This window comes from Geodermatophilus sp. SYSU D00525 (assembly GCF_054050475.1).
Genome location: NZ_JBJGZK010000001.1, coordinates 140,196 through 163,045, shown reverse-complemented (window position 1 = coordinate 163,045; position 22,850 = coordinate 140,196). Strand labels below are relative to the sequence as shown.

The 22,850-nt window shown below is 77.4% G+C and carries 24 protein-coding genes; 8 read left to right on the top strand and 16 right to left on the bottom strand.

The annotated features are described in order from the left end of the window. Positions 1–109: 109 nt before the first annotated feature. Together ACI796_RS00750 and ACI796_RS00745 are read left to right on the top strand one after the other, a co-directional pair. On the top strand, positions 110–499 hold the full coding sequence (locus ACI796_RS00750; RefSeq protein WP_456939338.1) for a DUF4326 domain-containing protein: 390 nt from the start codon (positions 110–112) through the stop codon (positions 497–499). Between the two features lie 37 nt (positions 500–536). After that, on the top strand, positions 537–1,562 hold the full coding sequence (locus tag ACI796_RS00745) for an aldo/keto reductase (protein ID WP_456939337.1): 1,026 nt from the start codon (positions 537–539) through the stop codon (positions 1,560–1,562). 18 nt (positions 1,563–1,580) lie between these two features. On the opposite strand, the gene ACI796_RS00740 is transcribed toward ACI796_RS00745, so the two are convergent. Then, on the bottom strand, positions 1,581–2,756 hold the full coding sequence (locus ACI796_RS00740) for a DUF222 domain-containing protein (protein ID WP_456939336.1): 1,176 nt from the start codon (positions 2,754–2,756) through the stop codon (positions 1,581–1,583). A gap of 151 nt (positions 2,757–2,907) precedes the next feature. On the opposite strand from ACI796_RS00740, the gene ACI796_RS00735 reads away from it, so the two are divergent. Next, entirely contained in the window at positions 2,908–3,555 is a 648-nt protein-coding gene (locus ACI796_RS00735) for a formylglycine-generating enzyme family protein (protein WP_456939335.1), read from the top strand. Positions 3,556–3,562: 7 nt separating this feature from the next. On the opposite strand, the gene ACI796_RS00730 is transcribed toward ACI796_RS00735, so the two are convergent. Further along, positions 3,563–4,735, bottom strand: a complete 1,173-nt coding sequence (locus ACI796_RS00730; RefSeq protein ID WP_456939334.1) for an MFS transporter — start codon at positions 4,733–4,735, stop codon at positions 3,563–3,565. Between the two features lie 61 nt (positions 4,736–4,796). Here ACI796_RS00730 and ACI796_RS00725 point away from each other — a divergent pair, with 61 nt between their 5' ends. Further along, positions 4,797–5,282 (top strand): cupin domain-containing protein, encoded by a 486-nt coding sequence (locus tag ACI796_RS00725; RefSeq protein ID WP_456939333.1) that lies wholly within the window; start codon positions 4,797–4,799, stop codon positions 5,280–5,282. Between the two features lie 38 nt (positions 5,283–5,320). Here ACI796_RS00725 and ACI796_RS00720 read toward each other — a convergent pair whose 3' ends face one another. From ACI796_RS00720 to ACI796_RS00700, 5 genes are all read right to left on the bottom strand, one after another. Continuing rightward, entirely contained in the window at positions 5,321–6,256 is a 936-nt protein-coding gene (locus ACI796_RS00720) for an alpha/beta hydrolase (RefSeq protein WP_456939332.1), read from the bottom strand. A gap of 79 nt (positions 6,257–6,335) precedes the next feature. Further along, positions 6,336–7,184 (bottom strand): ABC transporter permease, encoded by an 849-nt coding sequence (locus tag ACI796_RS00715; RefSeq protein ID WP_456939331.1) that lies wholly within the window; start codon positions 7,182–7,184, stop codon positions 6,336–6,338. Continuing rightward, a complete protein-coding gene (locus tag ACI796_RS00710; protein WP_456939330.1) occupies positions 7,181–8,137 on the bottom strand; it encodes an ABC transporter ATP-binding protein in 957 nt (318 codons plus the stop codon). Before ACI796_RS00710 ends, ACI796_RS00715 begins: the two co-directional genes overlap by 4 nt. Next, positions 8,134–9,216: a hypothetical protein gene (locus ACI796_RS00705; protein ID WP_456939329.1), complete on the bottom strand. Its 1,083-nt coding sequence runs from the start codon at positions 9,214–9,216 to the stop codon at positions 8,134–8,136. The genes ACI796_RS00710 and ACI796_RS00705 overlap by 4 nt, the downstream gene beginning before the upstream one ends. Continuing rightward, positions 9,200–9,709: a sigma-70 family RNA polymerase sigma factor gene (locus ACI796_RS00700; RefSeq protein WP_456939328.1), complete on the bottom strand. Its 510-nt coding sequence runs from the start codon at positions 9,707–9,709 to the stop codon at positions 9,200–9,202. Before ACI796_RS00700 ends, ACI796_RS00705 begins: the two co-directional genes overlap by 17 nt. Before the next feature lie 221 nt (positions 9,710–9,930). On the opposite strand from ACI796_RS00700, the gene ACI796_RS00695 reads away from it, so the two are divergent. After that, on the top strand, positions 9,931–11,133 hold the full coding sequence (locus tag ACI796_RS00695) for a cation:proton antiporter (protein ID WP_456939327.1): 1,203 nt from the start codon (positions 9,931–9,933) through the stop codon (positions 11,131–11,133). 9 nt (positions 11,134–11,142) lie between these two features. On the opposite strand, the gene ACI796_RS00690 is transcribed toward ACI796_RS00695, so the two are convergent. From ACI796_RS00690 to ACI796_RS00665, 6 genes are all read right to left on the bottom strand, one after another. Then, positions 11,143–12,549, bottom strand: a complete 1,407-nt coding sequence (locus tag ACI796_RS00690; protein WP_456939326.1) for an ATP-binding protein — start codon at positions 12,547–12,549, stop codon at positions 11,143–11,145. A gap of 147 nt (positions 12,550–12,696) precedes the next feature. Next, positions 12,697–13,293: a hypothetical protein gene (locus tag ACI796_RS00685; protein ID WP_456939325.1), complete on the bottom strand. Its 597-nt coding sequence runs from the start codon at positions 13,291–13,293 to the stop codon at positions 12,697–12,699. Continuing rightward, complete coding sequence (locus tag ACI796_RS00680; RefSeq protein ID WP_456939324.1) at positions 13,290–14,009, bottom strand: HDIG domain-containing metalloprotein; 720 nt, start codon at positions 14,007–14,009, stop codon at positions 13,290–13,292. The genes ACI796_RS00685 and ACI796_RS00680 overlap by 4 nt, the downstream gene beginning before the upstream one ends. Positions 14,010–14,092: 83 nt before the next feature. Continuing rightward, on the bottom strand, positions 14,093–14,296 hold the full coding sequence (locus ACI796_RS00675) for a hypothetical protein (RefSeq protein WP_456939323.1): 204 nt from the start codon (positions 14,294–14,296) through the stop codon (positions 14,093–14,095). A 103-nt stretch (positions 14,297–14,399) separates the two neighbouring features. Continuing rightward, positions 14,400–14,945, bottom strand: coding sequence for an RDD family protein (locus ACI796_RS00670; protein ID WP_456939322.1), 546 nt, complete (start codon positions 14,943–14,945; stop codon positions 14,400–14,402). Then, positions 14,942–16,015, bottom strand: a complete 1,074-nt coding sequence (locus ACI796_RS00665; protein WP_456939321.1) for a hypothetical protein — start codon at positions 16,013–16,015, stop codon at positions 14,942–14,944. The genes ACI796_RS00670 and ACI796_RS00665 overlap by 4 nt, the downstream gene beginning before the upstream one ends. 315 nt (positions 16,016–16,330) lie before the next feature. Between ACI796_RS00665 and ACI796_RS00660 the strand changes: the two genes are divergently transcribed. The 3 genes from ACI796_RS00660 to ACI796_RS00650 all read left to right on the top strand — a co-directional run bounded on the left by ACI796_RS00660 (position 16,331) and on the right by ACI796_RS00650 (position 20,300). Continuing rightward, positions 16,331–19,018, top strand: coding sequence for a LuxR C-terminal-related transcriptional regulator (locus tag ACI796_RS00660; protein WP_456939320.1), 2,688 nt, complete (start codon positions 16,331–16,333; stop codon positions 19,016–19,018). A gap of 163 nt (positions 19,019–19,181) precedes the next feature. Further along, positions 19,182–19,658: a DUF7144 family membrane protein gene (locus tag ACI796_RS00655; protein WP_456939319.1), complete on the top strand. Its 477-nt coding sequence runs from the start codon at positions 19,182–19,184 to the stop codon at positions 19,656–19,658. 144 nt (positions 19,659–19,802) lie between these two features. Continuing rightward, positions 19,803–20,300: a DUF6325 family protein gene (locus ACI796_RS00650; RefSeq protein WP_456939318.1), complete on the top strand. Its 498-nt coding sequence runs from the start codon at positions 19,803–19,805 to the stop codon at positions 20,298–20,300. 24 nt (positions 20,301–20,324) lie between these two features. Here ACI796_RS00650 and ACI796_RS00645 read toward each other — a convergent pair whose 3' ends face one another. From ACI796_RS00645 to ACI796_RS00635, 3 genes are read right to left on the bottom strand one after another with little or no spacing between them, the layout of a single operon-like run. Then, positions 20,325–20,921 (bottom strand): Rv1733c family protein, encoded by a 597-nt coding sequence (locus tag ACI796_RS00645; protein ID WP_456939317.1) that lies wholly within the window; start codon positions 20,919–20,921, stop codon positions 20,325–20,327. 14 nt (positions 20,922–20,935) lie between these two features. Then, on the bottom strand, positions 20,936–22,354 hold the full coding sequence (locus ACI796_RS00640; protein ID WP_456939316.1) for an MFS transporter: 1,419 nt from the start codon (positions 22,352–22,354) through the stop codon (positions 20,936–20,938). Positions 22,355–22,399: 45 nt separating this feature from the next. Continuing rightward, complete coding sequence (locus tag ACI796_RS00635; RefSeq protein ID WP_456939315.1) at positions 22,400–22,762, bottom strand: carboxymuconolactone decarboxylase family protein; 363 nt, start codon at positions 22,760–22,762, stop codon at positions 22,400–22,402. Positions 22,763–22,850: the final 88 nt, after the last annotated feature.

The window sequence follows — 22,850 nt, the reverse complement described above, 5'->3', positions numbered from 1 at the left end:
CATCGGGTGACGCCCCCGAAAGCGCTGGTCGGACTGGGGGTGTCCCCGGACGGGGCAGCCCCGGGAGCCGTGGTGCGGTCCTGTCACACCCGCGCGGCAGCATCGGTCCATGACCGGTCCGGTGCGTGTGCAGCTCTCGCGGGCGCGCGGCTGGCGGAAGCCGCCGAACACCGTCGTCGTCGCCCGCCCCTCGCGCTGGGGCAACCCGTTCCGGGTGGGGGAGACCTACCTGTGGCTGCCCGGCGACGACGAGACCGCGTGGCCGCTGCCGACCGCGCGCGAGCCGGGGGAGCAGGAGGACGGCAGCCGCGTCGTCCGCTGCCCCGACCGCGCCACCGCGATCGCGTGGTTCCGCCGCTGGGCCGCCTCCGGCGACCTCGCCGCCCAGGCCCGCCGGCAGCTGCGCGGGCGCAACCTCGCCTGCTGGTGCCCGGCTGGCGAGCCCTGCCACGCCGACGTGCTGCTGGAGCTGGCCAACGGGGTGCCGGCCCTGCGCTGACCTCGCGCGGTCCCGCGTCCTGTGGCTTGCTGGGCGCATGGACCTGCGCACCCTCGGCCGCAGCGGCTGTGCCGTCTCCTCGCTCGCGCTCGGCACGATGACCTTCGGCGCGGAGACCGACGAGGCGGGGGCGCACGAGCAGCTCGACGTGTTCGTCGAGGCGGGCGGCACGCTGGTCGACACCGCCGACGTCTACTCCGCCGGCGCGTCCGAGGAGATGATCGGGCGCTGGCTGGCCGCGCGCCCGGTCGACGTCCGCGACCGCGTCGTCCTCGCCACCAAGGGCCGCTTCCCCACGGGCGAGGACGCCAACACGCTCGGCACCTCGCGCCGGCACCTGCGCCGGGCGCTGCACGACTCGCTGCGCAGGCTCGGCGTGGACCACGTCGACCTCTACCAGCTGCACGCGTGGGACCCGCTGACGCCGCTGGAGGAGACGCTGCGCTTCCTCGACGACGCCGTGTCCGCGGGCGAGATCGGCTACCCGGGGCTGTCGAACTTCACCGGCTGGCAGGTGCAGCGGGCCGTGGACGTCGCCGAGCGCGCGCACCTCGCCGTGCCGGTCACCCTGCAGCCGTCGTACAGCCTGCTCGTGCGTGACGTCGAGGCCGAGATCGTGCCCGCCTGCCTGGTCAACGGCCTGGGGCTGCTCCCGTGGGGGCCGCTGGGCGGCGGGTGGCTGTCGGGGAAGTACACCCGGGACCAGCGGCCCGCCGGGGCGACGCGGCTCGGCGAGGACCCGGCGCGCGGGATGGAGGCCTACGACCGGGTCGCCACGCGGGAGCGGACGTGGGACGTGCTGTCCGCGGTGCAGGACGTCGCGGAGGCGCGCGGCGCGACGATGCCGCAGGTGGCGCTGGCCTGGCTGCTGGCCCGGCCGGGCGTCAGCTCGGTGATCCTCGGGGCGCGCACCACCGACCAGCTGCGCGGCAACCTCGGCGCCGCCGGCCTCGTGCTCACCGACGAGGAGACCGCGCGGCTCGACGCCGTTAGCGACCCGGGCTGGGCGGACTACCCCTACGGCGAGATCGGCGCGGAGCAGCGCAGCCGCTCGGTGGGCTGACGCAGGCGCGCGTGTCCGTCAGGCGGTGGGGGCGAGCAGCGGCGCCGGGGTGGTGATCTCGGTGCCGTCGGGGCGCCAGGTGCGCCATCGACCGGTCGGTTGTCGTTCCACCCGGAAGCCGTGGTGGACCTTCGTGTGGTGGCGCTCGCAGAGCAGTGCCGAGTTCTCCAGGCTGGTGTCGCCGCCGTCGATCCAGTGCACCAGGTGGTGCACGTCGCACCACCAGGTCGGGGCGCCGCAGCCGGCGAACACGCACCCGCCGTCGCGGAGCTCGGCGGCGCGGCGGATGTGCCGGCTGGCCAGCCGCTGCTCCCGGCCCAGGTCCAGCGGCACCCCGTCGGCCCCGAACACGACCCGGGAGATCGTGCCGTCGCAGGCCAGCCAGCGGGCGCGGGCGGCGGAGATGGTGGCGCCGAACCCCATCCGCCCGGCGTTCGGGCCGCCATGTGGGTCGGCGAGGTCGTCGAGGTCGATCCGCGCCACCACGTGCGGCTTGTGCCCGCGCAGCAGCGGCAGGCGCCCGGCGGCCAGCACGTTGTCGCACAGTTGCACCAGCGCGTCCCCCAGCCGCTGGGCGCGGCTGCGCTCGTCCCCGGCGGGGCGGTCGGCCTGCACGTGGGCTTCGAGGGCGGTCTGCAGCCTCTCCCCGCCGACGGGATCGAGGTGGCCGCGGATGGTGAGCGAGCCGTCGGCGTGCCTGGCCAGCGTCAGCGACCGGCCCTCGGTGGGTTCCGGCTCGGGACCGTCGGGGTCGAGGTCGTTGCAGTAGTGCTGCACCACCTGCACCAGGTCGGCGTGCTCGCGCTCGACGGCGACGCCGGTGAGCACCGCGTCGATGACCGCCAGGTCCACCCCGGCGGCCGCAGCGACGGCCAGGCGTTCGGGGGTCACCGCCTTCGCCGCGACCGCGACCTGCTCGGCGGACACCAGACCCGTCTCGTGCGCCTCGGCCAGCGCCGGCAGGTGCTCCAGGGCGCGGCCGTTGCGCACCAGCCGAGCGGCCTCCGCGGTCGACAGCCGGCAGTGCCCGCGCAGCCACGAGGCCATCGACCTCAGCCCGTCCCGCTCCGGCGCCTGGGACAGCTCCGCGGCCCGCACCGCGCGGGCCAACCGGGCGTCGATCCGGTTGCGCTCGGCGACCAGCGCAGCGACGTCGTCGAGGACGTCTCCGCTGCCCGGCCCATCCGAACGCATGATCGAAGTCTAACCGATCACGCACCCTCCTGCGAGGTGAATCCGCAGGTCAGGGGTCCGTCCACAGATCCGGAGGAGAGCGTGACGTGAGCCGCGGGCACAGTCCGTCCGGTAGCGCCTGCCGACCGTGGACCCGGCCGCCCGTGACGCGATGCTGCCCGTCCCCGCGGGCCGGGTGACCCTCTCGGACCGGCGCACGCAGCGCCGGTGGACGGTCGCCGTCGACGCCTTGGAGCTGGCTGCCACCCCGGTGACCCAGGAGCGCTACGCCCGGATCACCGGACAGCGGCCCAGCGCGGCGCGGGGCGACGGGCTGCCGGTGGAGACGGTCAGCTGGGAGGACGCGGTGCGGTTCTGCAACACCCTGTCCCGGCAGGAGGGGCGCGCGCCCGCCTACCGCGCGGCCCCCGACGGCGGGGTGGTGTGGGACCCGGCGGCGGACGGCTACCGGCTGCCCACCGAGGCCGAGTGGGAGCACGCCTGCCGCGCCGGCACCACGACTGCCCGATACGGGCCGCTCGGCGACGTCGCCTGGTACCGCGGCAACTCGGGGGAGCGGCCGCATCCCGTCGGCGAGAGGCAGCCCAACGCCTGGGGTCTCCACGACGTGCTGGGCAACGTCTGGGAGTGGTGCTGGGACGTCTACGACGCCGAGGTCTACGGCCCCTACCGGGTGCTGCGCGGCGGCGGGTGGTTCGACGAGCACTGGAGCTGCCGCGCCTCGGTGCGGCGCCGGAGCCATCCCCGTCTCCGGATCGACGACGTCGGCTTCCGGGTCGCGCGGTCCGTGGCCGGCTGAGGACGGTTCAGCCGTGGGAAGTGGAGCGCAGCTCCCACCACAGCCACGCGGCGAGCGCGAGCGGCACGGCCACGAACGCCGCCAGCGCCGGGACGGTGCCCAGGGCCGAGCCCAGCCAGGCGAGCAGCAGCGGGGTGCCGAAGCCGACGTAGGCGAAGGCGTAGAAGGCGCTGTTCATCGCCCCCCGGGTGTGCGGGGGCGCCAGCTGCGCGGTCAGCGTCAGCCCCGCGGTCAGGCACAGGCCGCCCCCGGCGCCCATCAGCGCCGCGGCCGGAAGCAGCAGCGGCTCGAACGTCGTCGCCACCGCCACCACGCCGAGGGCGAGGCCGAGGGCGCCGAGCGTCATCCCGAGCGGCCCGCCGCCGCCCCCGGCCCGCCGCCCGAGCCGGGCGGCGACCGCGCTCGCCGCCAGCGCCAGCCCGCCGACCAGCCCGGCGTAGGCGACGCCGACGCCGTCGGGGACGACCAGCAGTGGCAGCACGGTCGCCGCGACCGCCGGGAAGGCGAACACGCCCGTCGCGGTCGGCGCGAGCACCGCGCGGAACGGCCGCCGCGCCTCCGGCGGCAGGCCGAGGGTCATCAGCCGGCCCGGCCGGCGCTCCCGCACCGTCTCCGGCACGGTCAGCAGCGCGGCCAGGCCCACCAGCAGGACGGCGACGTGCACGAGGTAGGGCAGCGTCGTCGGCGCCGGGCCGTACTCGGCGAGCACCCCGCTCATCGCCGGCGCGATCGCGAAGCCCAGCGACGTCGACACCGCGCCGCGGGTGGCCGCCGACTGCTGCCCGCCGGGACCGGCGAGGTCCTGCAGCCACGCGTTGGCCACCGAGAACACGACGCCGGACACCGCGCCCTGCAGCAGCCGCCCCGCGTACAGCAGCGGCAGGTGCTCGGCCGCGGGCACGAACAGCAGCGAGACCAGACCCGCCAGCACCGCGAACGGGACGACGACGGTGCGCCGGCCGAACCGGTCCGAGGCGGCGCCGGACACGGTCAGCGCGGCGATCAGGCCGATCGCGTAGCAGCCGAAGACGGCGGTGAGGTCGGCGTCGGACAGCCCGAGGGTGCGGCGGTAGACCAGCAGCAGTGGCGTCGGGACGTTCGTGCCCAGGGCGACGGTGAAGAGCCCGAACGTGAGGGCGTCCAGCCGCCGCCCGACCTGCTCCGTCGCAGCGTCCGGCACCCGGCGGACGCTACCGCCCCGCTGCGAGGATGGGCGCCGGCGACGAGAGGAGCCCGGAGCCGTGTCCCTGCACCGCCACTACCCGCCCGACCTCTACCGCGGCACCACCGGCGAGGCCACCGCCTGGCTGCGCCGCAGCGACCGGCCCCCGGACACCGTCTCGGCCGCCGGCGTCACCTGCGAGTTCCTGGCCACCGGGGAGCAGACGACCGGCCGGTTCGGCCTCTACCGGTGGACCTTCGGCGCCGAGGCCTCCGGCCCGGGCCCGCACTTCCACCGCTCGATCTCCGAGCAGTTCTACGTCCTGCGCGGCGAGGTGGAGCTCTACGACGGGCGGAGCTGGGTGACCGCGGGCGCGGGCGACTTCCTCTACGTCCCCGAGGGCGGGGTCCACGGGTTCCGCGGCGGCGAGCACGCCTCGATGCTGCTGATGTTCGCGCCGGGCGGGCCGCGCGAGGACTACTTCCGCACGCTCGCGCGGGGTGAGCGGATGACGCCGGAGGAGCGGGCGGAGTTCATGCTCCGCCACGACACGTACTGGGTCTGACGGGCCGGCCGCCGCCGCGACGGCCGGCCCGTCGCCGCTCAGCCCCGGAGCAGCTCGCCGAAGCGCGCGCAGCTCTCGTCGATCGCGGCCTGCGCGGCCGGGGACCAGGCGCCCATGTCGAAGAAGCCGTGGATCATCCCGTCGTAGCGGCGCACGTCGGCCTGCACGCCCGCGGCCTCGAGCGCCCGCCCGTAGGCCTCGCCCTCGTCGCGCAGCGGGTCGTACTCGGCGGTGACCACGAGCGCCGGCGACAGGCCGGCCAGGTCGGCGGCGTGCAGCGGGGACAGCCGCGGGTCGCGGGCGTCCTCCCAGGTCCCGGCGTAGTGGCCGTGGAACCAGTCCATCGTGTCCTGCTCGAGGAAGTAGCCCTTCCCGTTCTCCACCCGGGACGGGTACTCGCCGGCGACGTCGACCGACGGGTAGACCAGGAACTGGGCGGCGACCTTCGTGCCGTCGTCGCGCAGGACCTGGGCCACGACGGCGGCCAGGTTGCCCCCGGCGCTGTCACCGGCCAGCCCCAGCCGGGAGTCGCCGCCGAGCTCGCCGAGGTGCTGCGCCACCCAGCGCGCCGCGGCGACGGCGTCCTCGGCGGCGGCGGGGAACGGGTGCTCGGGCGCGAGCCGGTAGTCGACGGCGACGACGACGGCCCGGGCGCCGCGGCAGACGTTGCGGGCCATGTTGTCGTGGGTGTCGAGGTCGCCGATCACCCAGCCGCCGCCGTGGAAGAACACGACCGTGGGGAACGGCCCCTCGCCCTCGGGCCGGTAGACGCGCGCCCGCAGGTCGCCCTCGGCGCCGGGGACGGTGCGGTCCTCGATGCCGGCCACCGGCACCACCTGCTCGGGCGAGCGGGCGCCGTGGGTGAGCGCCAGGTACTGGGCGCGGCCGGCCTCGGGCGTGCCCTCCCACATGGGCGGCGCGCCGGACTGGGCGAGCAGGGACAGCAAGGCGGCGATGTGCGGGTCGACCGGCACGGGGCGTCTCCAGACGGCGTCGTCGGGCGGGAGCCGGGGTCGGGTGACCCCGGCTCCGGACGGTACCGAGCCGGGACGGCTACAGGTCCCGGCGGGAGAACGCCATCCCCGCGAGCCCCAGGACGACGGCGACCCACAGCGCCGCCCACGCCAGGTAGGTGGCGGTGAGCGGGGCCTCGCCGAAGAACGGCGACCCGCCGAGCTCGGTGAACTGGCCGACCAGCGTCGGGTCCTGGAAGGCGTTCATCGCCCCGCGCCACAGCCCGTCGGTGGGCAGCAGCATCCGCGACACCGCGCCCACCCGCGCGACGCCCTCGTTGCCCAGCGCGTCGCCGATGCCGCCGACGACGCCGGCGATCCAGGTGGCGCCGAACAGGCCGACCGCCACCACGCCCGAGGCCATGGGCGAGATGACCGTGGACAGCAGCAGCGCCAGGGTCAGCAGCACCGCCGTCTGCGCGGCGAGCAGCGCGAGCCCGGCCACCGGCCGCGGCGGCCAGTAGCCGACGGTCACCTGGACGACGACGAACTGCGCGAGCCCCGCCAGCGCGACGAAGGCGCTGCCGAACGCCACCAGGCCCAGCCACTTGCCGACCAGCACCGCCGAGCGGCGGACCGGCCGCGCCAGCACCGCCAGCGCCGCCCCGGACTCGACCTCCCCGGAGACGGTGGGGCCGGCGAGGAACGCCGTCCCCAGCGCGGCGATGAGGCTGAACCCGAACATCACCAGGTTGAGCACGGTCGACGCCGCGATCCGGGCCTCGCCGCTGGTCAGCCCGCCGAACTCGGCGTCGAGCCGGGCGAAGCCCCACGCGGACAGGCCCAGCAGCGCCACCGTGAGCACGGCGAGCGAGCGCAGCACCTTGCGCCGCGCCGCCTCGCGCAGGGTCAGGCCGGCGACGGTCAGCACGACGCGGGCGGTGCTCACCGCTGACCCCCCGAGCGGAGGACGTCGAGCAGCCGCTCCTCCAGGCTGATCCGCCCCGGCTCCACCGCGTGCACCCGGACGCCGAGCGCGACCAGGTCGGCGACCAGCGCCGGCACCGCGGCGTCGGCGTCCTCGGGCAGCGTGACGGTGAACCGGTCGCCGCTGCGGGTGAGCCGGCCGGTGGCGGCCAGCCGCGCCTCGGCGCGGGCGTCGACGCCGTCGAGCCGCAGCCGCACCTCCCGCTGCCCGAGCAGCTCGGCCAGCGTCCCGGCCGCCGCCACCCGCCCCCGGTCGAGGATGACCACGCGGTCGCAGACCCGCTCCACCTCGCCGATCAGGTGCGAGTTGAGCAGCACCGCGACGCCGCGCTCCCGCAGGGACAGCACGACGTCGCGGACGTCGACGCGGCCGAGGGGGTCCAGCGCGCTGGTCGGCTCGTCGAGCACCACCAGCTCCGGGCGGGCCACCAGTGCCACGGCCAGCCCCAGCCGCTGCTGCATGCCCTTGGAGAAGCCGCCCACCCGGTCGCCGGCGCGGTCGGCCAGGCCGACCAGCGCCAGGACGTCGCGCTGCTCGGCCGCCGGCACCGCCGCGCCGGACAGGCGCACGTGCAGGGTCAGCACCTCCGCCGCGCTGAGCCACGGCTGGTAGCGGAACAGCTCGGGCAGGTAGCCGACGCGGGCCCGGGCCTGCGGGTCGCGCGCCGCCCGCCCGAGCAGCAGCACCTCCCCGGCGTCGGGCCGGACGAGGCCGAGCAGCATCTTGATGACGCTGGTCTTGCCCGCGCCGTTGGGCCCGAGCAGCCCGAGCACCTCGCCGCGGCCGACGGTGAAGGAGACCCCGTCGACCGCGGTCCGCCGTCCGTACCGCTTGCGCAGCCCCTGGCACCACACCGCCGACGACGGCGGCAGGTCGGCCAGCAGCCGCTCGGCGGCGGCGGTCGGGGAGGTCACTCCGACAGACCCCGGGCGACGGCGAGCACCTCGTCGGCACCCAGCGACCCGGCCACCGCGGTGACGACGCCGTCGGTCACCCACACCACGCCGGCGACCGAGCCGTCCCGCGAGGTGAGCACCGTGGCCTCCTCGCCGCCGACGTCGGCGGTCGAGCTGGTCGCCAGGCCCGCCGGCACCGGCAGCGGCAGCGTCGTGCCGTCGCCGGAGAACGACCGCAGCTGGGCGGCGAGGTCCTCGGGCAGGCCGGGCAGCGACAGCAGGTAGTCGCGGGCGGTGGCGAACGGGATGCCCGAGGACTCCGCGGTCGGGGCCACGACCCGGGCGACGACCAGGCCCGGCGCGCCGCTGCCGCTGGACCAGACCGCGGCGACGCCGGGGCCGGCGCTCAGCCGGAACCGGCCGCCGTCGAGCCCGGCCGGCGGGGGCGGCAACGTCTCGCCGGACGCCGCGGCGGCCTCGGCCGCCCGCTCGGCGGAGAAGGTGAACTCCACGACGGCCCGGTCGCCGACCTGGTAGGCCGGGTCGCCGCCCACCCCGCCGGGGAGCTGCCCGACCTGTGGGACGGCCAGCCCCGAGACGTCCTCCGCGGCCGCGGCGTCGGCCACCGCGCGGACGTCGGGCTCCTCGAGCACCTGCGCGGTGCCGTAGGCGGACAGGTCGGGCAGCGCGACCAGGTCGGCCTGGGTGACGGTGACCGGCGCGATCTCCTCGGTGCGGAAGACCTGCAGCCAGTCCGTCGCGGCGGCGACGCCGCCGCCGGCCAGCAGCGCGACCACGCCGACGGCGGCCACCAGCGGGCTGCGCAGCCGGCCGCGCCGGCGGCGGGCCGGGGCGGGGGCGGCGGTGCTGCGGCGCTCGTCCAGGGCGACCGCGGACGACAGCCGGTGCCAGGCGGCCCCGGTGTCGGGCGCGGTGCCCGGGGTCAGCGCCGCGGAGACGGCGGTGGCGTCGCGCTGGGCGGCGGCCAGGCCGGTCAGGCACGTCGCGCAGCCGGCGACGTGCTCGCGGTCGGCGTCGGGGACACCGGCCGGCTCGTCCACGAGCCGGCGCAGCGTGCCCTCAGTCGGATGACGCATGGCGGGTCAACTCCTCGCGCAGGGCGGACTCGGCGCGTCGCACGGTCGTGCCGACGCTGCCGGGGGACAGGTCGAGGGCGGCCGCGACCTCGGCGTAGCTGAGGCCGCTGTGCCGCAGGACGAGCGCGACGGCCTGGCGCCGGGGGAGCCGGGCCAGGGCCGCCCGCACGCGGCGGCGCTCGTCGAGGGTGACGACGTCGTCGGCGACGTCGGGGACCGCGGGGCCGGGCCCGCCGGCCGCCTCCTCGCGGGTGGCGCGGCGGCGGCCGGAGCGGAGGTGGTTGAGGGCGGTGTGGGCCGCGGCGACCGAGAGCCAGCCCGGCGCCTCGCCGGCCGGCACCGTGGTGCGGGCGAAGGAGAGGAACACCTCCTGGGCGACGTCCTCGGCGCCGTCCCGCGAGCCCAGCACCCGGGCGGCGACGCCGACCACGCGCGGGTAGGCGGCGCGGAACACCTGCTCGAGGTCGGTGCGGACCGCTCCTCGTCCCGACACGGCCCCGCCGTCCTCCCGATCCGCCCGGCCCACGCGCCGGCTCCGGCCGGCCCGGGACAGGACGGCCGGCACGGCGGCCGCCGGTGCGCTGACACCGTGCCTGATCGCGCTCACGTCCAGGTAGCACCGCCGCGCCCGCGGATGTGACAGCGCCGGCCCGGGTTCCCCCGGCGGGGGGTGCGCGGGAGGATCGGCCGGCACCCCGGCGAGGGGAGTACCGGGTGGACGACGTCGTGGTGATCGACACCCTGGCCGCCGTCACGGCCGTGTCGCTGGTCGCCGCCGTCGTCGTCGGGCTGTTCCCGCGGCTGCTCGTGCCGCAGGTGGTGCTGCTGCTCGTCGGCGGGATGCTGCTCGGCCCCCACGTCCTCGACGTCGGCACGGCGGGGGACGTGCGGGTGCTCGCCGACGTCGGCCTCGGCTTCGTCTTCCTGCTGGCCGGCTACGAGCTCGACCCGCGGCTGTTCCGGGAGGACGCCGGCCGCCGCGCGCTGCTCGGCTGGACGGTGTCCCTGCTGCTGGCGCTCGGGGTCGTGGGCCTGCTGTACGCCGGCGACGTCGTGGAGGCGTTCCTCCCGGTGGCGCTCGGGCTGACCACCACCGCCCTGGGGACGCTGCTGCCGGTGCTGCGGGAGAAGGGGCTGCTCGGCGGCCGGCTCGGGCGGTACCTGCTGGCCGCGGGCGGCGTCGGGGAGCTGCTGCCCGTCCTCGCGATCGCGGTGTTCCTCGGCACCCAGGGCCGCATCGCCGCGCTGGTGTCGCTCGCCGCGGTCGGCGCGCTCGCCGTCGTCCTCGCCGTGCTGCGCCGCGGCATCCGCGAGGGCGGCCGGCTCGCCCGGGTCGTCGCCGCGGGGCAGGACGCGACCGCGCAGATCACCCTGCGGGCCACCGTGCTGCTGCTGATCACGCTGATCGCGGTCACCGAGCAGTTCCACCTGGACGCGGTGCTCGGGGCCTTCCTCGCCGGGATGGTGCTGCGGCGCTGGGTCGGCGGGGCGGCGCCCCAGCTGGAGGCCAAGCTCGACGCGGTCGGCTACGGCTTCTTCGTGCCGGTGTTCTTCGTGGCGTCGGGCATGGCGCTGGACCTGGGCTCGATCGCCGACGCGCCGCTGCGGCTGGTGCTGTTCTTCGCGCTGATGCTCGCCGTCCGCGGCGGCCCGGCGCTGCTGGTCTACCGCCGGGTGCTGCCGCTGCGGCAGCGCGCGCAGACCGCCCTGGTCAGCGCCACCGCGCTGCCGGTGCTGGTGGCGCTCACCGAGATCGGTCTGCGCAGCGGCCACATGCTGCCGGAGAACGCCGCCGCGCTGGTCGGCGCCGGCGTGGTCACCGTGCTGGTGTTCCCGGCCCTGGCGGTCGCCCTGGACCGGCGGCCGGCCACCCCCGCGCCCGTCCCGGCCGCCGGGGGGCCGGCCGCCCCCGCCTGACGCGGTCGATCAGTGGCGTCCGGGACGCCGGACGGGCAGGCGCACCCGGAGCACCGTCTCGCCGGGCCGCAGGTCGATGTCGATGTCGCCGCCGTGCCGGTCGACGATCCGCCGGGAGATGTCCAGGCCCAGCCCGGTGCCCTCGCCCACGCCCCGCGTCGTGAAGAAGGGGTCGAAGGCGTGCGCCCGCACCTCGGGGGTCATCCCGGCGCCGGTGTCGCCGACCTCCACGACCACCGCGTCCCGGTCCACCCGCGTGGACACCCGCAGCGTGCCGTGGTCGCCCATCGCGTGCAGGGCGTTGTCGACCAGGTGGGTCCACACCTGGTTGAGCTCGGCGGCGCGCGCCTCGATGCGCGGCACACCGGTCGCGTGGTCCCGTACGACGGTCACGCCCGGCGGCACCCGCGGGGCGAGCATCGCCAGGGTGCTCTCCAGGCCCTCGGTCAGGTCGGTCTCCCGCACGGCGGCGCGGTCGAGCTGGGAGTAGGACCGCACCGCCGCCACCAGGTCGGAGATGCGCCGGGTGGACTCCTTGACCTCCGTCAGCAGCCCGGTCGCCTCCAGCGTGCTCGCCACCCACTCCAGCGCGGGCTCGAGCCGGTCCCGCCCGAGCACCCCGGCCACGCGCTCGGCCCACTCGACGTCGGCGCCCGCTCCGCTGAGCGCGGGGGCCAGCGCCCAGTCCCGTGCCACGCCGTGCCGGGACAGCCAGTCGGCGAGGGCGTCCTCCCGGTCGGCGACCTCCAGCGGGTCCCCGCCGGGCCGGCCCGCCAGCTCCTGGCGGAGGGTGTCCAGCCGGGTGAACTCGCCGGCGGTGACGGGGGCGGCGGCCAGCCGGCGCAGCGAGGACAGCATGGCCTCGTGGGCCTCGGCGAGGGCGTCGACCGCCCGGGTCGCGGCGGCGGCCGGGTTGTTGAGCTCGTGCGCGAGCCCGGCGGCCAGCGTCCCGAGCGCGGCCAGGGCCTCCCGCTGCCGGGCCATCGTCTCGTAGTTGCGCGCCGACCGGGACACGCCCTCGGTCAGGTACAGCCCCAGCGGGAAGCGGCTGGTCCACAGCTCCCGCAGCGCGCCGGCCGGCACCCGCAGCACCTTCCCGCCGGTGGCCGCCCGCCCGGTGGCGAGGTAGGCGCCGTGCTCGTCCCAGGCCCGGAAGCCGCCGGCCCAGCGGCCGGGCACGTCCATGACGCCGAGCCGGGTCTCCTCCGACCCCAGGTGGCGGACCAGGTCGATGCTGCCCTCGAGCAGCACCCACCAGGACTCCGCGGGGGCGTTCTCCACGAACAGGACGTCGCCCTCGGCGAAGGACACCTCGGTGCCGACGGCGGCCAGGGTGCGCAGCTGGTCGTCGTCGGTGCCGTCGAACAGCCCGATCCCGCGCAGGCCCGGGACGGCGGGGTCGGTGGTCTCGGTCATCCGGGCGACCTCCTGACCCCCGGTGCACCCGGGGCGTGCCCGGAGCATGCCGGGCGCGCGGGGGCGCCGACAGGCCCCCGGGCGCGGCGACCTCGGCCGGTGACGGCGGCCCAGCCGTGCGCGGGCACGTCCGCGAGGAGCGCCGCCTCAGCCGCGGGCCGCGCGCCCGCCCGTGGCGCGGGCGAGCAGGTCAGGAGCCGGCGTCCGGCCGAGCTCGGCGAGCAGGTCCCCGCCCGCGTCGCCGAGCCGGACGGCCAGCCGGGCGCGGCCGGTCCACGTGCCCCGCTGCCGCAGGAGCGCCCGGCCCAGCGACCACGCCCGGAACTCCCCGACCAGGCCCCGCGCGTCCTCCGGGGGTGCGGCCGCGACCCGCGCGCGGGCCCGCCGCAGGGCCTCGTCCCGGCCGAGCACGGCCGCGACGTCGCGGGGCAGGTCGCGCCGGGCGGCGACCGCCGCCCGCACGTGCACCAGCGGCGTCGCCGCGACCCCGGCGAGCCCCGCGGCGGGACCGGCGAGCGCGGCGGCCAGCAGGCCCGCGGCGGGCGAGGCGTCGTCGAGGACGGACCGGACCAGCCGCACCACCTGGCCGCCCGCCCAGGGCGAGGCGTCCTCGGCGCGCTCGGCGACCGCGAGCACCAGGGCGGTGGCGGCGACGTCGTCCCCGCGCCAGAGGCCGTGCCGGCCGGCCCACTCCCACGGGTCCTCGGCGGGGTACCAGCGGGAGGCGGGGCGGTGCGGCGTCACGCCGTCCCATCGGCCGCCCGGACCGGGGAGCTGGAGTCCCCGGCGACGCCCGTCCCCCTGTCGTGGGACGGGAGGGGACGCCGGCCCGGCGGCAGGCCGCGCAGCCGCTCGAGGCGCCGTTCGGTGCGCGCGACGGCGGCCCGCACGGCCGGCGCGCGCCGGGGGTGGGCGCGGGCGGTGGCGCTGTCGGGGCCGTGCCGCCGCAGCACGTCGGCGAAGCGGTGGTCGACGTCGACGGTGCGGCCGTCGGCGGCCGTGGTCTGGTCGGCGAAGGTCAGCGCGTCGGCCAGCGGACCGGAGGCGTAGCGGCCGGTGCCGAGGTCCCGCAGGACCTCCCCGAGGCCGCGCTCGGCGGCGACGAACCGGGCACCGGAGTGGTGGGCCACCAGCCCGACGACCACCGGGTGCCAGCCCCGCTCGCGCAGGTAGAGGGCGCCGTCGAGCGGGTGGAAGCCCGTCCGCCGCACCTCCGGGGCGTAGCCGATGTCGTGCAGCCAGGCCGCGGCCAGCAGCAGCGGCCGGTCGTCGGCGGCGACGGTGACCGCCGCCTCCTCCGCGCGCCGCGCCACCGCCTGCTCGTGCCGCCAGCGCGGGCCGCTGGCGCCGAGCAGGCGGGCGGCCAGCCGCTGCGCGGCCTCGACGAGCAGCCACGACGGGAGGTGCGCCGGGGCGGTCCCGGCGTGGACCGTCCCGGACGTCTCCTCACGGCGTGGCACGGGTCCTCCCCGGTCGAGGGTCGCGCGGGCCGACCCTCCTCCGGCGTCCCGCACCGGCGCGTCGTCCGCGCGGGGTGGCCGGGTCACCGCTGCTGCGCGGCGTGCCGGTACTCGAGGAGGGCGTTGAGGTTGGCCTCCGCCTGCGTCCGCAGATCGAGGGCCTTCTCGAGGGCCCTCGGGTCGCCCGGCCGCCCGCAGGCGCGCCGTGCGGTCCGGAGCTCGGCCAGCGCCCGCACGATGAGGGAGTCGAGGACGGTGAAGCGGTCCGGGGTCGCCAGGGTGGGCATGGCGGACCTCCCGCCGGTCGTCGTGGCCGGGTGCTGCCGGGTCCGGGCCGCACGCGGCACGGCGCCCCGGACACCCCGAGCCTGCCCCGCGGCCCGGCGACCGTCATCGTCCGCCAGGGACGACCACGGGCGGCGGCCGGTCGTAGACGACCGAGGTCCGCAGCACCAGGTCCTGCACCGACCGGTTGCCCCGGCTGACCAGCACCCACAGCAGGCCGACGGGGAACGCCACGCACAGCACCGCCCGCACCGCGGACCGTCCCCAGCCCAGCCGGTCCCCGCGGTCGTCGCCCACGCGCAGCCCGAGCAGCCGGTCGCCGTAGGTGCGCCCGGCGTCGGCCCAGGTGACGGCGAAGTAGACCGCCTGCACCCCGAGCGCCCAGGCCAGCAGCGTCGAGGACGACGGCGCGGGGAAGGAGAAGCTCGCCGGGCCCAGGAGGAACCGGGCGGCCGCGACCGCCGCGTAGCCCCCGACCACGAGCAGCGCGACCAGCAGGAGGTCCACCACGTTGGCCAGCGCGCGCGTGACCAGACCCGCGCGCGACCCCCGGCCGGCTCCCTCGGCGGGGCCGGCTCCCTCGGCGGCGGGCGCGGGCCTCGGTGCCGGGATGCCGGCGTGCGTGCCGCGTCGCTCCTCGGCCCGGGTCACGGCGGGAGCTCCGGACCGGCGGAGCCGCGGACGCCGTCGCCCGCGGCGGTCCGGCGGGCGGTCCGGCGCAGCAGCCGGTCGACGACTCGCTCCACCGCCCGGTCGGCGTCGGCGCCCTGGTCGCGCACGGAGCGCACCACCTCGGAGGTCACGGAGCCGGTCGAGGCGCGCAGCAGGCCGGGCAGGTCGATGACGTCGACGACGTACCGGGCCAGTCCGGCGAGGTCCATGCGGAGCGCCGCGGCGTCGAGGTCGATGCGGGCGGCCGCGCGGTCGAGGTCCGCCCGGTCGACGACGGCGTCGACGTCGACGCGCGCCACGGCCCGGTCGAGGTCCACCCGGTCCACCACGGCGTCGACGTCGACCCGCTCCAGCACCCGCGCGACGTCCAGCCGCTCCGCCACCTCGTCGACGTCCACGCGGTCCACCACGGCACCGACGTCGACCCGTGCCACCGCGCGGTCGAGGTCCACCCGGTCGACCACGGCGTCGAGATCGACGCGCGCCACGGCCCGGTCGAGGTCCACCCGGTCGACCACGGCGTCGACGTCGACCCGGTCGACCACGGCACCGACGTCGACGCGCGCCACCGCGCGGTCGAGGTCCACCCGCGCGACGACGGCGTCGAGGTCGACCCGGTCCAGCACCCGGCCGACGTCGAGGCGGTCGGCCACGGCGTCGACGTCGAGCTGGGCCGCCAGCCGGTCGAGGTCCACGAACTCGCGGACCAGCGCCGGGACGTCGAGCCGGGCGAGCAGGCCCCGGGCCACGGCCGGGACCACGCGGTCGGCCGCCCCGGCCAGCGCGCGCGCCGCCGCCACCACCGGGTGGGCGAGCGCCTCCGGCGCGCGGCCGGGCCGCGGCAGGCGCGCGGCGACGGCCCGGCGGCGGACGGCGGCGCTCTCACCGAGGAGGCGGGCCAGCGCCGCCGTCACCTCGAGGACGGCGACCGCCGCCTGCACCACGTCCCGGACCGCGCCGTCGGCGTCGAACCGCTCCGGCGACCGGGCCGGCGGTGCACCGGCCGGGCGCAGCCCCTCGACCGGTGGACCGCCGGGGGTCACGGCCACCGGGGGACGCCGCCCGCTGTCAGGACCATGCGCCCTCCCGCCCTCGGAGCCGCCAGCGTCGGGCAGGGGCCGCGGCCCCTCCCTCATCCGGAATGGATGAACCCGTCCGCCTCTGGGGCGCGGGAGGCTCCGGTCGCTTCCTGCGCCTCCGCCCCGGGTCACTTCGGCCGGAAGTGCCGGGGACCTCCGCCTCTGAGGTCCCGCGGAGGACGCGGCGAGGCTGGGTGCAGGACCGGTCACACGTCCGGCCCGAGGGTGCCCAGGAGGAGGCTCCGGGACGGGGGACGGCCTGTACCGCACGCGGGAGGACGCGCCATGGCGAGTCTGTCGCCGATCCACGCGACGGGGTCAGGGACGGCGCCGACGACCGCTGCCGCGCGGTCCGGCCCGTCCCTGCTGGCGTCCAAGCTCACCCCGCCCGAGCCGGGAGCCGCGACCGTCCCCCGGCCGCGGCTGACCACCGCGCTGTCCCGGGCGGTGCAGCGGGCGCCGCTGACCCTGGTCAGCGGCCCGGCGGGCTCGGGCAAGACGGTGCTGGCGGCCTCGTGGGCGCGCACCCGGCCGGACGACGGCCCGGTCGCCTGGCTCACCGTCGACGACTACGACGACGCCGCGACGTTCTGGGCCTACGTCGTCGGTGCGCTGGCGTCGGTGGGGCTCGCGGGCACCGGCCTGCCGTCGCTCGAGCCGGGGGAGCCGGAGCCGCCGGGGTTCGTCCCGTCCCTCGCCGCCCGGGTGGCGGCGCTGCCCCGGCCGGTGACGCTGGTGGTCGACGACGCCGACCACGTGCGGGACCGCTCGATCGGTGCGGGCCTGGACCTGCTCGTCCGGAACGCCGGGGACCGGCTGCGGCTGGTGCTGTGCGCCCGGGCCGACCCACCGCTGCCGCTGCACCAGTACCGGCTGGCCGGGACCGTCTCGGAGATCCGCGCGGAGGAGCTGGCCTTCACCCCGGACGAGGCCGGGGACCTGTTCGCCGCCATGGGCGTGCCGGTGTCGCCGGAGGTCGCCCGGAGCCTCCACGCGGAGGCGCAGGGGTGGGCGGTCGGCCTGCGGCTGGCGGGCGCCGCCCTCGCGCAGGGAGCGTCCCCCGAGCACCTGGTGACCTCGCTCGCGCAGGACGACGGCAGCGTGGCGCAGTACCTGTTCGCGGAGGTGCTGCAGCGGCAGCCTGCCCCGGTGCGGCGGTTCCTGCTGCGGGTCAGCGTGACCGCGGAGCTGTGGCCGGACTTGGTGGACCGCTTGGTCGGGCGGCCGATCGGCCGGCGGGTCCTCGCCGGCCTCGCGCGGGCCAACGCCTTCGTCGAGGCCGCGCCCGGCGCACCCGGCGGGTACCGCATGCACCCGCTGTTCCGGGAGATGCTGCAGGCCCAGCTGGCCTTCGACCACCCCGGCGACGTCGCGACCCTGCACCGGACCTGCGCCGCCTGGTACGCCGCCTCCGGCCGGGTGCCCGAGGCGGTCGGTCACGCCGCCGCCGCGGAGGACTGGTCAGTGGTCACGCGGCTGCTGGTCGACGACCTGCTCGTCCCGCGCCTGCTCGCGAACGGCACGGACCCCGCCCTGCCCAGAGTCCGCGCGCTCCCCACCCGGGTCTCCGGCCCCGACGCCGCCGTGCTCCGGACCGCCGTCGCCCTGGCCGACGGGACGGTGCCCACCGACGCGGACCTCGCCGGCGTCGCGGCCGCCCGCGGGGAGGGCAACCGGCCGACGCTGCGGGTCTCGGCCGCGCTCGACTCCCTGGCGGCCGACGCCGCTGCCGCGGGCCCCGCCGGCGCCCGGCTCGCCGGCGCCGACGCCGCGGCCCCGCTGCTGGCCCCGCTCGCGGACGAGGACCGGCGGGAGAGCGCGGCGGTGCTGGGTGCGCTGCGAGCGGCCGCGGCCCTCGGCACGGACGAGCCGACGGCGCACCTGATCGCCGGGCTGCGCACCGCGGCGGCCGCGGCCCAGGCGGCGGGCGCGCGGCACCTGCGCAGCGGCACCGTCGCCTCCCTGGGCCTGCTCGAGGCCCTCGAGGGCCGGCTCAACCGGGCCGTCGAGCTGGCCGGCGAGGCGGAGACGCTCGCGGCCGAGGAGGGTCGGGACGACGCCGCCCGCGAGCCGGCGTCGGCGACCGCCCTCGCGTGGGCCCACCTGCGCCGCTACGACCTCCCCACGGCCCGCGAGTGGCTGGGCCGGGCACACGCCCGCACGCGGGCCCGGGCCGACGGCGCGGCCGGCGCCGCCCTGGTGGAGCCGCTCCTCGCGGTGCTGCAGAGCCAGCTGCTGCGGCTGCGGCACGAGTACGACGCGGCGGAGCGGTGCCTGGGGTCCCACCTGCGGGGACCGCGCCTGCCCCGCTGGGTGGCCGAGCCGGTGATCAGCGAGGTGGTCCGGCTCGCCGTCGCCCGCGGGCACGTGACGGAGGGGCTGTCGCTCCTCCGGGAGACCCGTGCCGACGAGCCGTGGAGCCGCCGGCTGCGGGCGACGGTGGACCTCCTGTCCGGGGACCCGACCGCGGTGACGTCGACCGAGCCGACGGGGACCCGGGCACCGGCCGCCGTCGTGGAGGCCCGGGTCATCCGCGCCTGCCAGCTGCTGGAGGCCGGCCACGCACCGGCCGCGGTGGACGAGCTCGCCGAGGCCCTGGAGATCGCCCGGCCCGAGCTGCTGCGCTGGCCGTTCATCGACACCCTGCCCCAGGCCCGGCGGTTGCTGCGCACGCAGACCCGGTTGCAGGGGCCCGCCGCCTGGCTGAACCCGTCGGCGGTCGCCCCGCCGCGCCGGGGCGGGACCCGCCCGGCGGCTCCCCGGGAGGTGCCCGACGTGGTCCAGGAGCTCAGCGACCGGGAGACCGAGGTGCTGCGGCACCTGGCGGGGATGCTCTCCACGGCGGAGATCGCGGCGACGATGTTCATCTCGGTGAACACCGTCCGCACGCACATCCGCAGCATCCTGCGCAAGCTCGCCGTGAGCCGGCGCAACCAGGCGGTCCGGCGGGCCCGGGAGCTCGGCCTGGTCTGACCTCCCGGCGGCCGCGTCGCGGCGCGCCGCGGACGGCCGGGGTCATGCGGAGCGGACGATGCCCGCCCGCTCGCCGCGGCCCCACGCTGCTGCCGCACACGCCCCGGTCCCGCCCGCCGCACGGGCCACCGGGACCCGGGGCCGGACCGAGGAGGAGAGGCACGTGACAGACACCTCGCGCGCGGACGCGACGTCGACGAGCACGTCGGTGCCGCGACCGCGCTACGAGCAGCAACCCCTCGAGGAGCGTCCGAGCGGCTGGGCGGGCTGGGTCGTCTTCGCCGGCGTCATGCTCGTCATGCTCGGCACGTTCCAGATCATCCAGGGGCTCATCGCCGTCTTCGACGACGGCTTCTACCTGGTCGCGGACTCCGGCCTGGCCGTGAACGTCGACTACGACGTCTGGGGCTGGACGCACATGATCATCGGCGCCATCGGGATCGCGGCGGGGCTCGGCCTGCTGGCGGGCAACATGGCCGCCCGCGTGGTCGGCGTCTGCGTCGCGTTCCTGAGCGCGCTGGTGAACCTCGCGTTCATCGCCGCGTACCCGGTGTGGTCGGTCCTCATGATCACGATCGACGTCATCGTGATCTACGCGATCATCGTCCACGGGCGGGAGCTGAAGTCCGACTACCGCTGACCGCCGTCGCGCGCGGGGGTGCCCGTCCCGGAGGCGGGTGCCCCCGCGCCGTCGTGCGGATCGTCCGTGCGGGGGGACGTGGACCGGCGGCCCCCGCGCCGACGCTGGGTCGACCGCCGTCCACCCGCACTCCCAGGGGCAGAGATGACCACGGACCTCCAGCAGCCGACCGACGCCGACCGGGCCGACCTCGACCAGATGGGACCGGTCGACTACCTCGTCGTCGCCTTCCCGGCCGAGCGCATGACCGGTGAGGCCCTCCCGCTGCTGGTCGACCTCGTCGACCGCGGCGTCATCCGCATCCTGGACCTGGTCTTCCTGCGCAAGGACGCCGACGGGACCGTCACGGCCCTGGAGCAGAGCGACCTGCGGCGGATGCAGGTCCTCGAGGCGGCGCTGTTCGACGGCGCGCGCTCCGGCCTCCTCGGCGACGACGACCTCGCCGAGGCCGCCGCGGCGCTGGACCCGGGCACCGCGGCCGGCATCCTCGTCTACGAGAACGTCTGGGCGGCGCCGTTCGCCCGGGCGCTGCGGCGTTCCGGCGGCCAGCTGGTCGCCTCCGGGCACGTCCCGGTCCAGGCCATCCTCGCGGCGCTCGACGCCCTCGAGGCCGAGCAGCCGGCCCCCGCCGAGCAGACCTGAGCAGGCCCGGGCGCGCCCGGCCGCTCAGGGCCGGGCGCTCCACTCCCGCTCGACGGCGGCCCAGCCCTCCGTCCACTGGCGGTCCCGGCGGGCGTCCAGGCAGCAGCACAGGACGGTGTGCAGCGTCCACGCCGCCAGCGGCACGCCCACGAGGGCCAGGACCCCCACCGCGGTCGCCGCCGCCGGGATGCTGCCGGGGTCCATCGGTTCCCGGGTGACCCGGCCGCCGTCGTCCACCCACACGGAGACCGCCGTCCCGGCCGGGGTCTGCGGGCGGACGTTGAGCGACCCCTCGCGCGGCGGCCCGTCCGGCGCCGCCCAGGTGGCCCGCGCCGGCACCGCCCCGGCCACGCGGTCGCCGAACCCGTCGGCGTCGAGCGTGCCCGGGGCGTCCTCGAGCAGCACGGCGCGCACCAGGTGCCGCTCGGCCGCCTGCGCGTCGGCCTGCGCCTCGAGGGAGTGCTGCGTGGCGGTCGTGACGGCCACCGCCAGCGGTGCGGCGGCCAGCAGGGCGAGGACGACGGCGAGCCGGCCGAGCACCTCGAGCCGGTCGGTGCCGCGCTTGAGCGGCCCCGAGCCCAGGGTGAACCACCGGACGGGGTGCAGCAGCGGGCCGTCCACGGCGGGTCCCCGGCTCACGCGGACGGCGCGGCCGTCCGGCGCGGCTCGTGGGGGAGGAGGAGGGCGGCCACCCACCCCACGACGGCGAACCCGCCCACCACCACGATCGCGGTGAGGAACGGGGGGTTGCCCGCCGCGGCCGCGCCCACGAGCACCGACCCGGCGATCGCCACGCCGAGCGAGGACCCGAGGTTGGAGACGCTGCGGGAGACCCCGGAGATGTCGCCCTGCACGTGCTCCGGCCACGCCGACTGCACCACGTTGACCGACGCGGTCAGCATCGCCCCGACGCCGAAGCCCATGAGGAACAGCCCGGGCCAGAACGTCCAGATCGCGGAGTCCTGGCGGGCCAGGGCCAGCAGCAGGGCGAGCCCCGCGACGGTGAGGGTGAAGCCGGCCCGGATCAGCAGGCGCTGCGGGTGCCGGCTGGCCATCCGCTGCGCCGCGCCGGAGGACAGCAGGATGCCGATGGTGGCCGGCACGAGCATCAGCCCGGTCTGCACGGCCGAGTAGCCCCGCTCCTGCTGCAGGAACACCGAGATCACGAAGAACGAGCCCTGCATGACCAGCCACTGCACGGTCTGGGTGGTCAGCCCCAGGTTCGACGTGCGGTTGCGGAACAGCGAGGGCGAGACCAGCGGCGTGCGGCCGTGCCGCTCGCGGTTCTGCGCGTGGAGGAGGAAGACCGCCAGGAACACGCCGCCCAGGGCGACCAGGACCCACACCCGGGACGAGGTCCAGCCCTGGGTCCCGGTCTGCAGGATCCCGAAGACGACGAGGAACAGGCCGGCGGCCGACAGGACGGCGCCGAGCAGGTCGAAGCGCGGGCGCTGCGCCGGCAGCGGCGGGTCGTCGATCCGGCGGGCGAGCAGCACGATCGCGGCCACGACCACGGCCTGCAGCACGAACGACGCCCGCCAGCTCACGTAGCTGGTGATCAGGCCGCCGATCAGCGGCCCGGCGGCCGCGCCCAGACCTGCGGCGCCGCTGACGACGCCGAACCACTTGGCGCGGGTCTTCACGTCGTCGAACACGACGGTGATGAGGATGTAGATCGGCGGGATGAGCAGCGCCGACCCGATGCCCTCGAGGAGCGAGTAGCCGACGGTCAGCAGGAGCAGCCCTGGCGCGAGCGCGGCGAGCAGGGCGCCGGCCCCGTAGACCACCAGGCCGAGGACGAAGCAGCGCTTGCGGCCCCAGATGTCGGTGAGCTTGCTGCCGGGGATCATCAGCGCCGCCATCGTCAGCGTGAACAGCGTGATGGTGGTCTGGATCCCCGCGACGTCGGTGTCCAGGTCGTCGGCGATCGTGCTGATCGCGACGTTCATGTTCGACGCCGCGTAGCTGGCGATGAACTGCGCGAGGGCGAGCGGCAGGACGACCGCCCCGGCCGTCGCGGTGGCCGCCGCGCCTGCGGCGCCGGTCCTGGTCACGGGAGGACCACCTCCGGTCGGGGATCGGCGCCGCGGCGGACGGTGTCAGGAGGTGCGCTGCTCGGGGATCACGTCGGCCAGGGCCTCCGCGCCCAGGACGGCGCGCAGGATGTTGCCGGCGGCGGCGGTGATGCGCGGGGTGCCCACCAGCGGGGCGATGGCGACGAGCACGGACTGCGCCTGCTCGACTGTGACGCCCGAGTCCTGGGCCATGCCGAGGGTGACCGCGTAGGACGCCGGCGGCGCCCCGACGGCCACGAGCACGGCCAGGCGGACGAGCAGGTACGTGTCGGGGTCCAGGCCGGAGCGCTCGAGCGCGTCGAGGTTCATGGCGAGGACGGTCTCGATGACCGGGGCGTCTCCGCGGGCGAGGCCGTCGAGGGTGTCGTCGGGGGCGGTCTGGGTCATGGCTCCTCCTGGGGTGGGTCGGTGGCCGGGGGGTGGAACGGCGGTGCCCAGCCTCGGGAGGGCGGGCACCGCCGGACCTCCCCCTGCG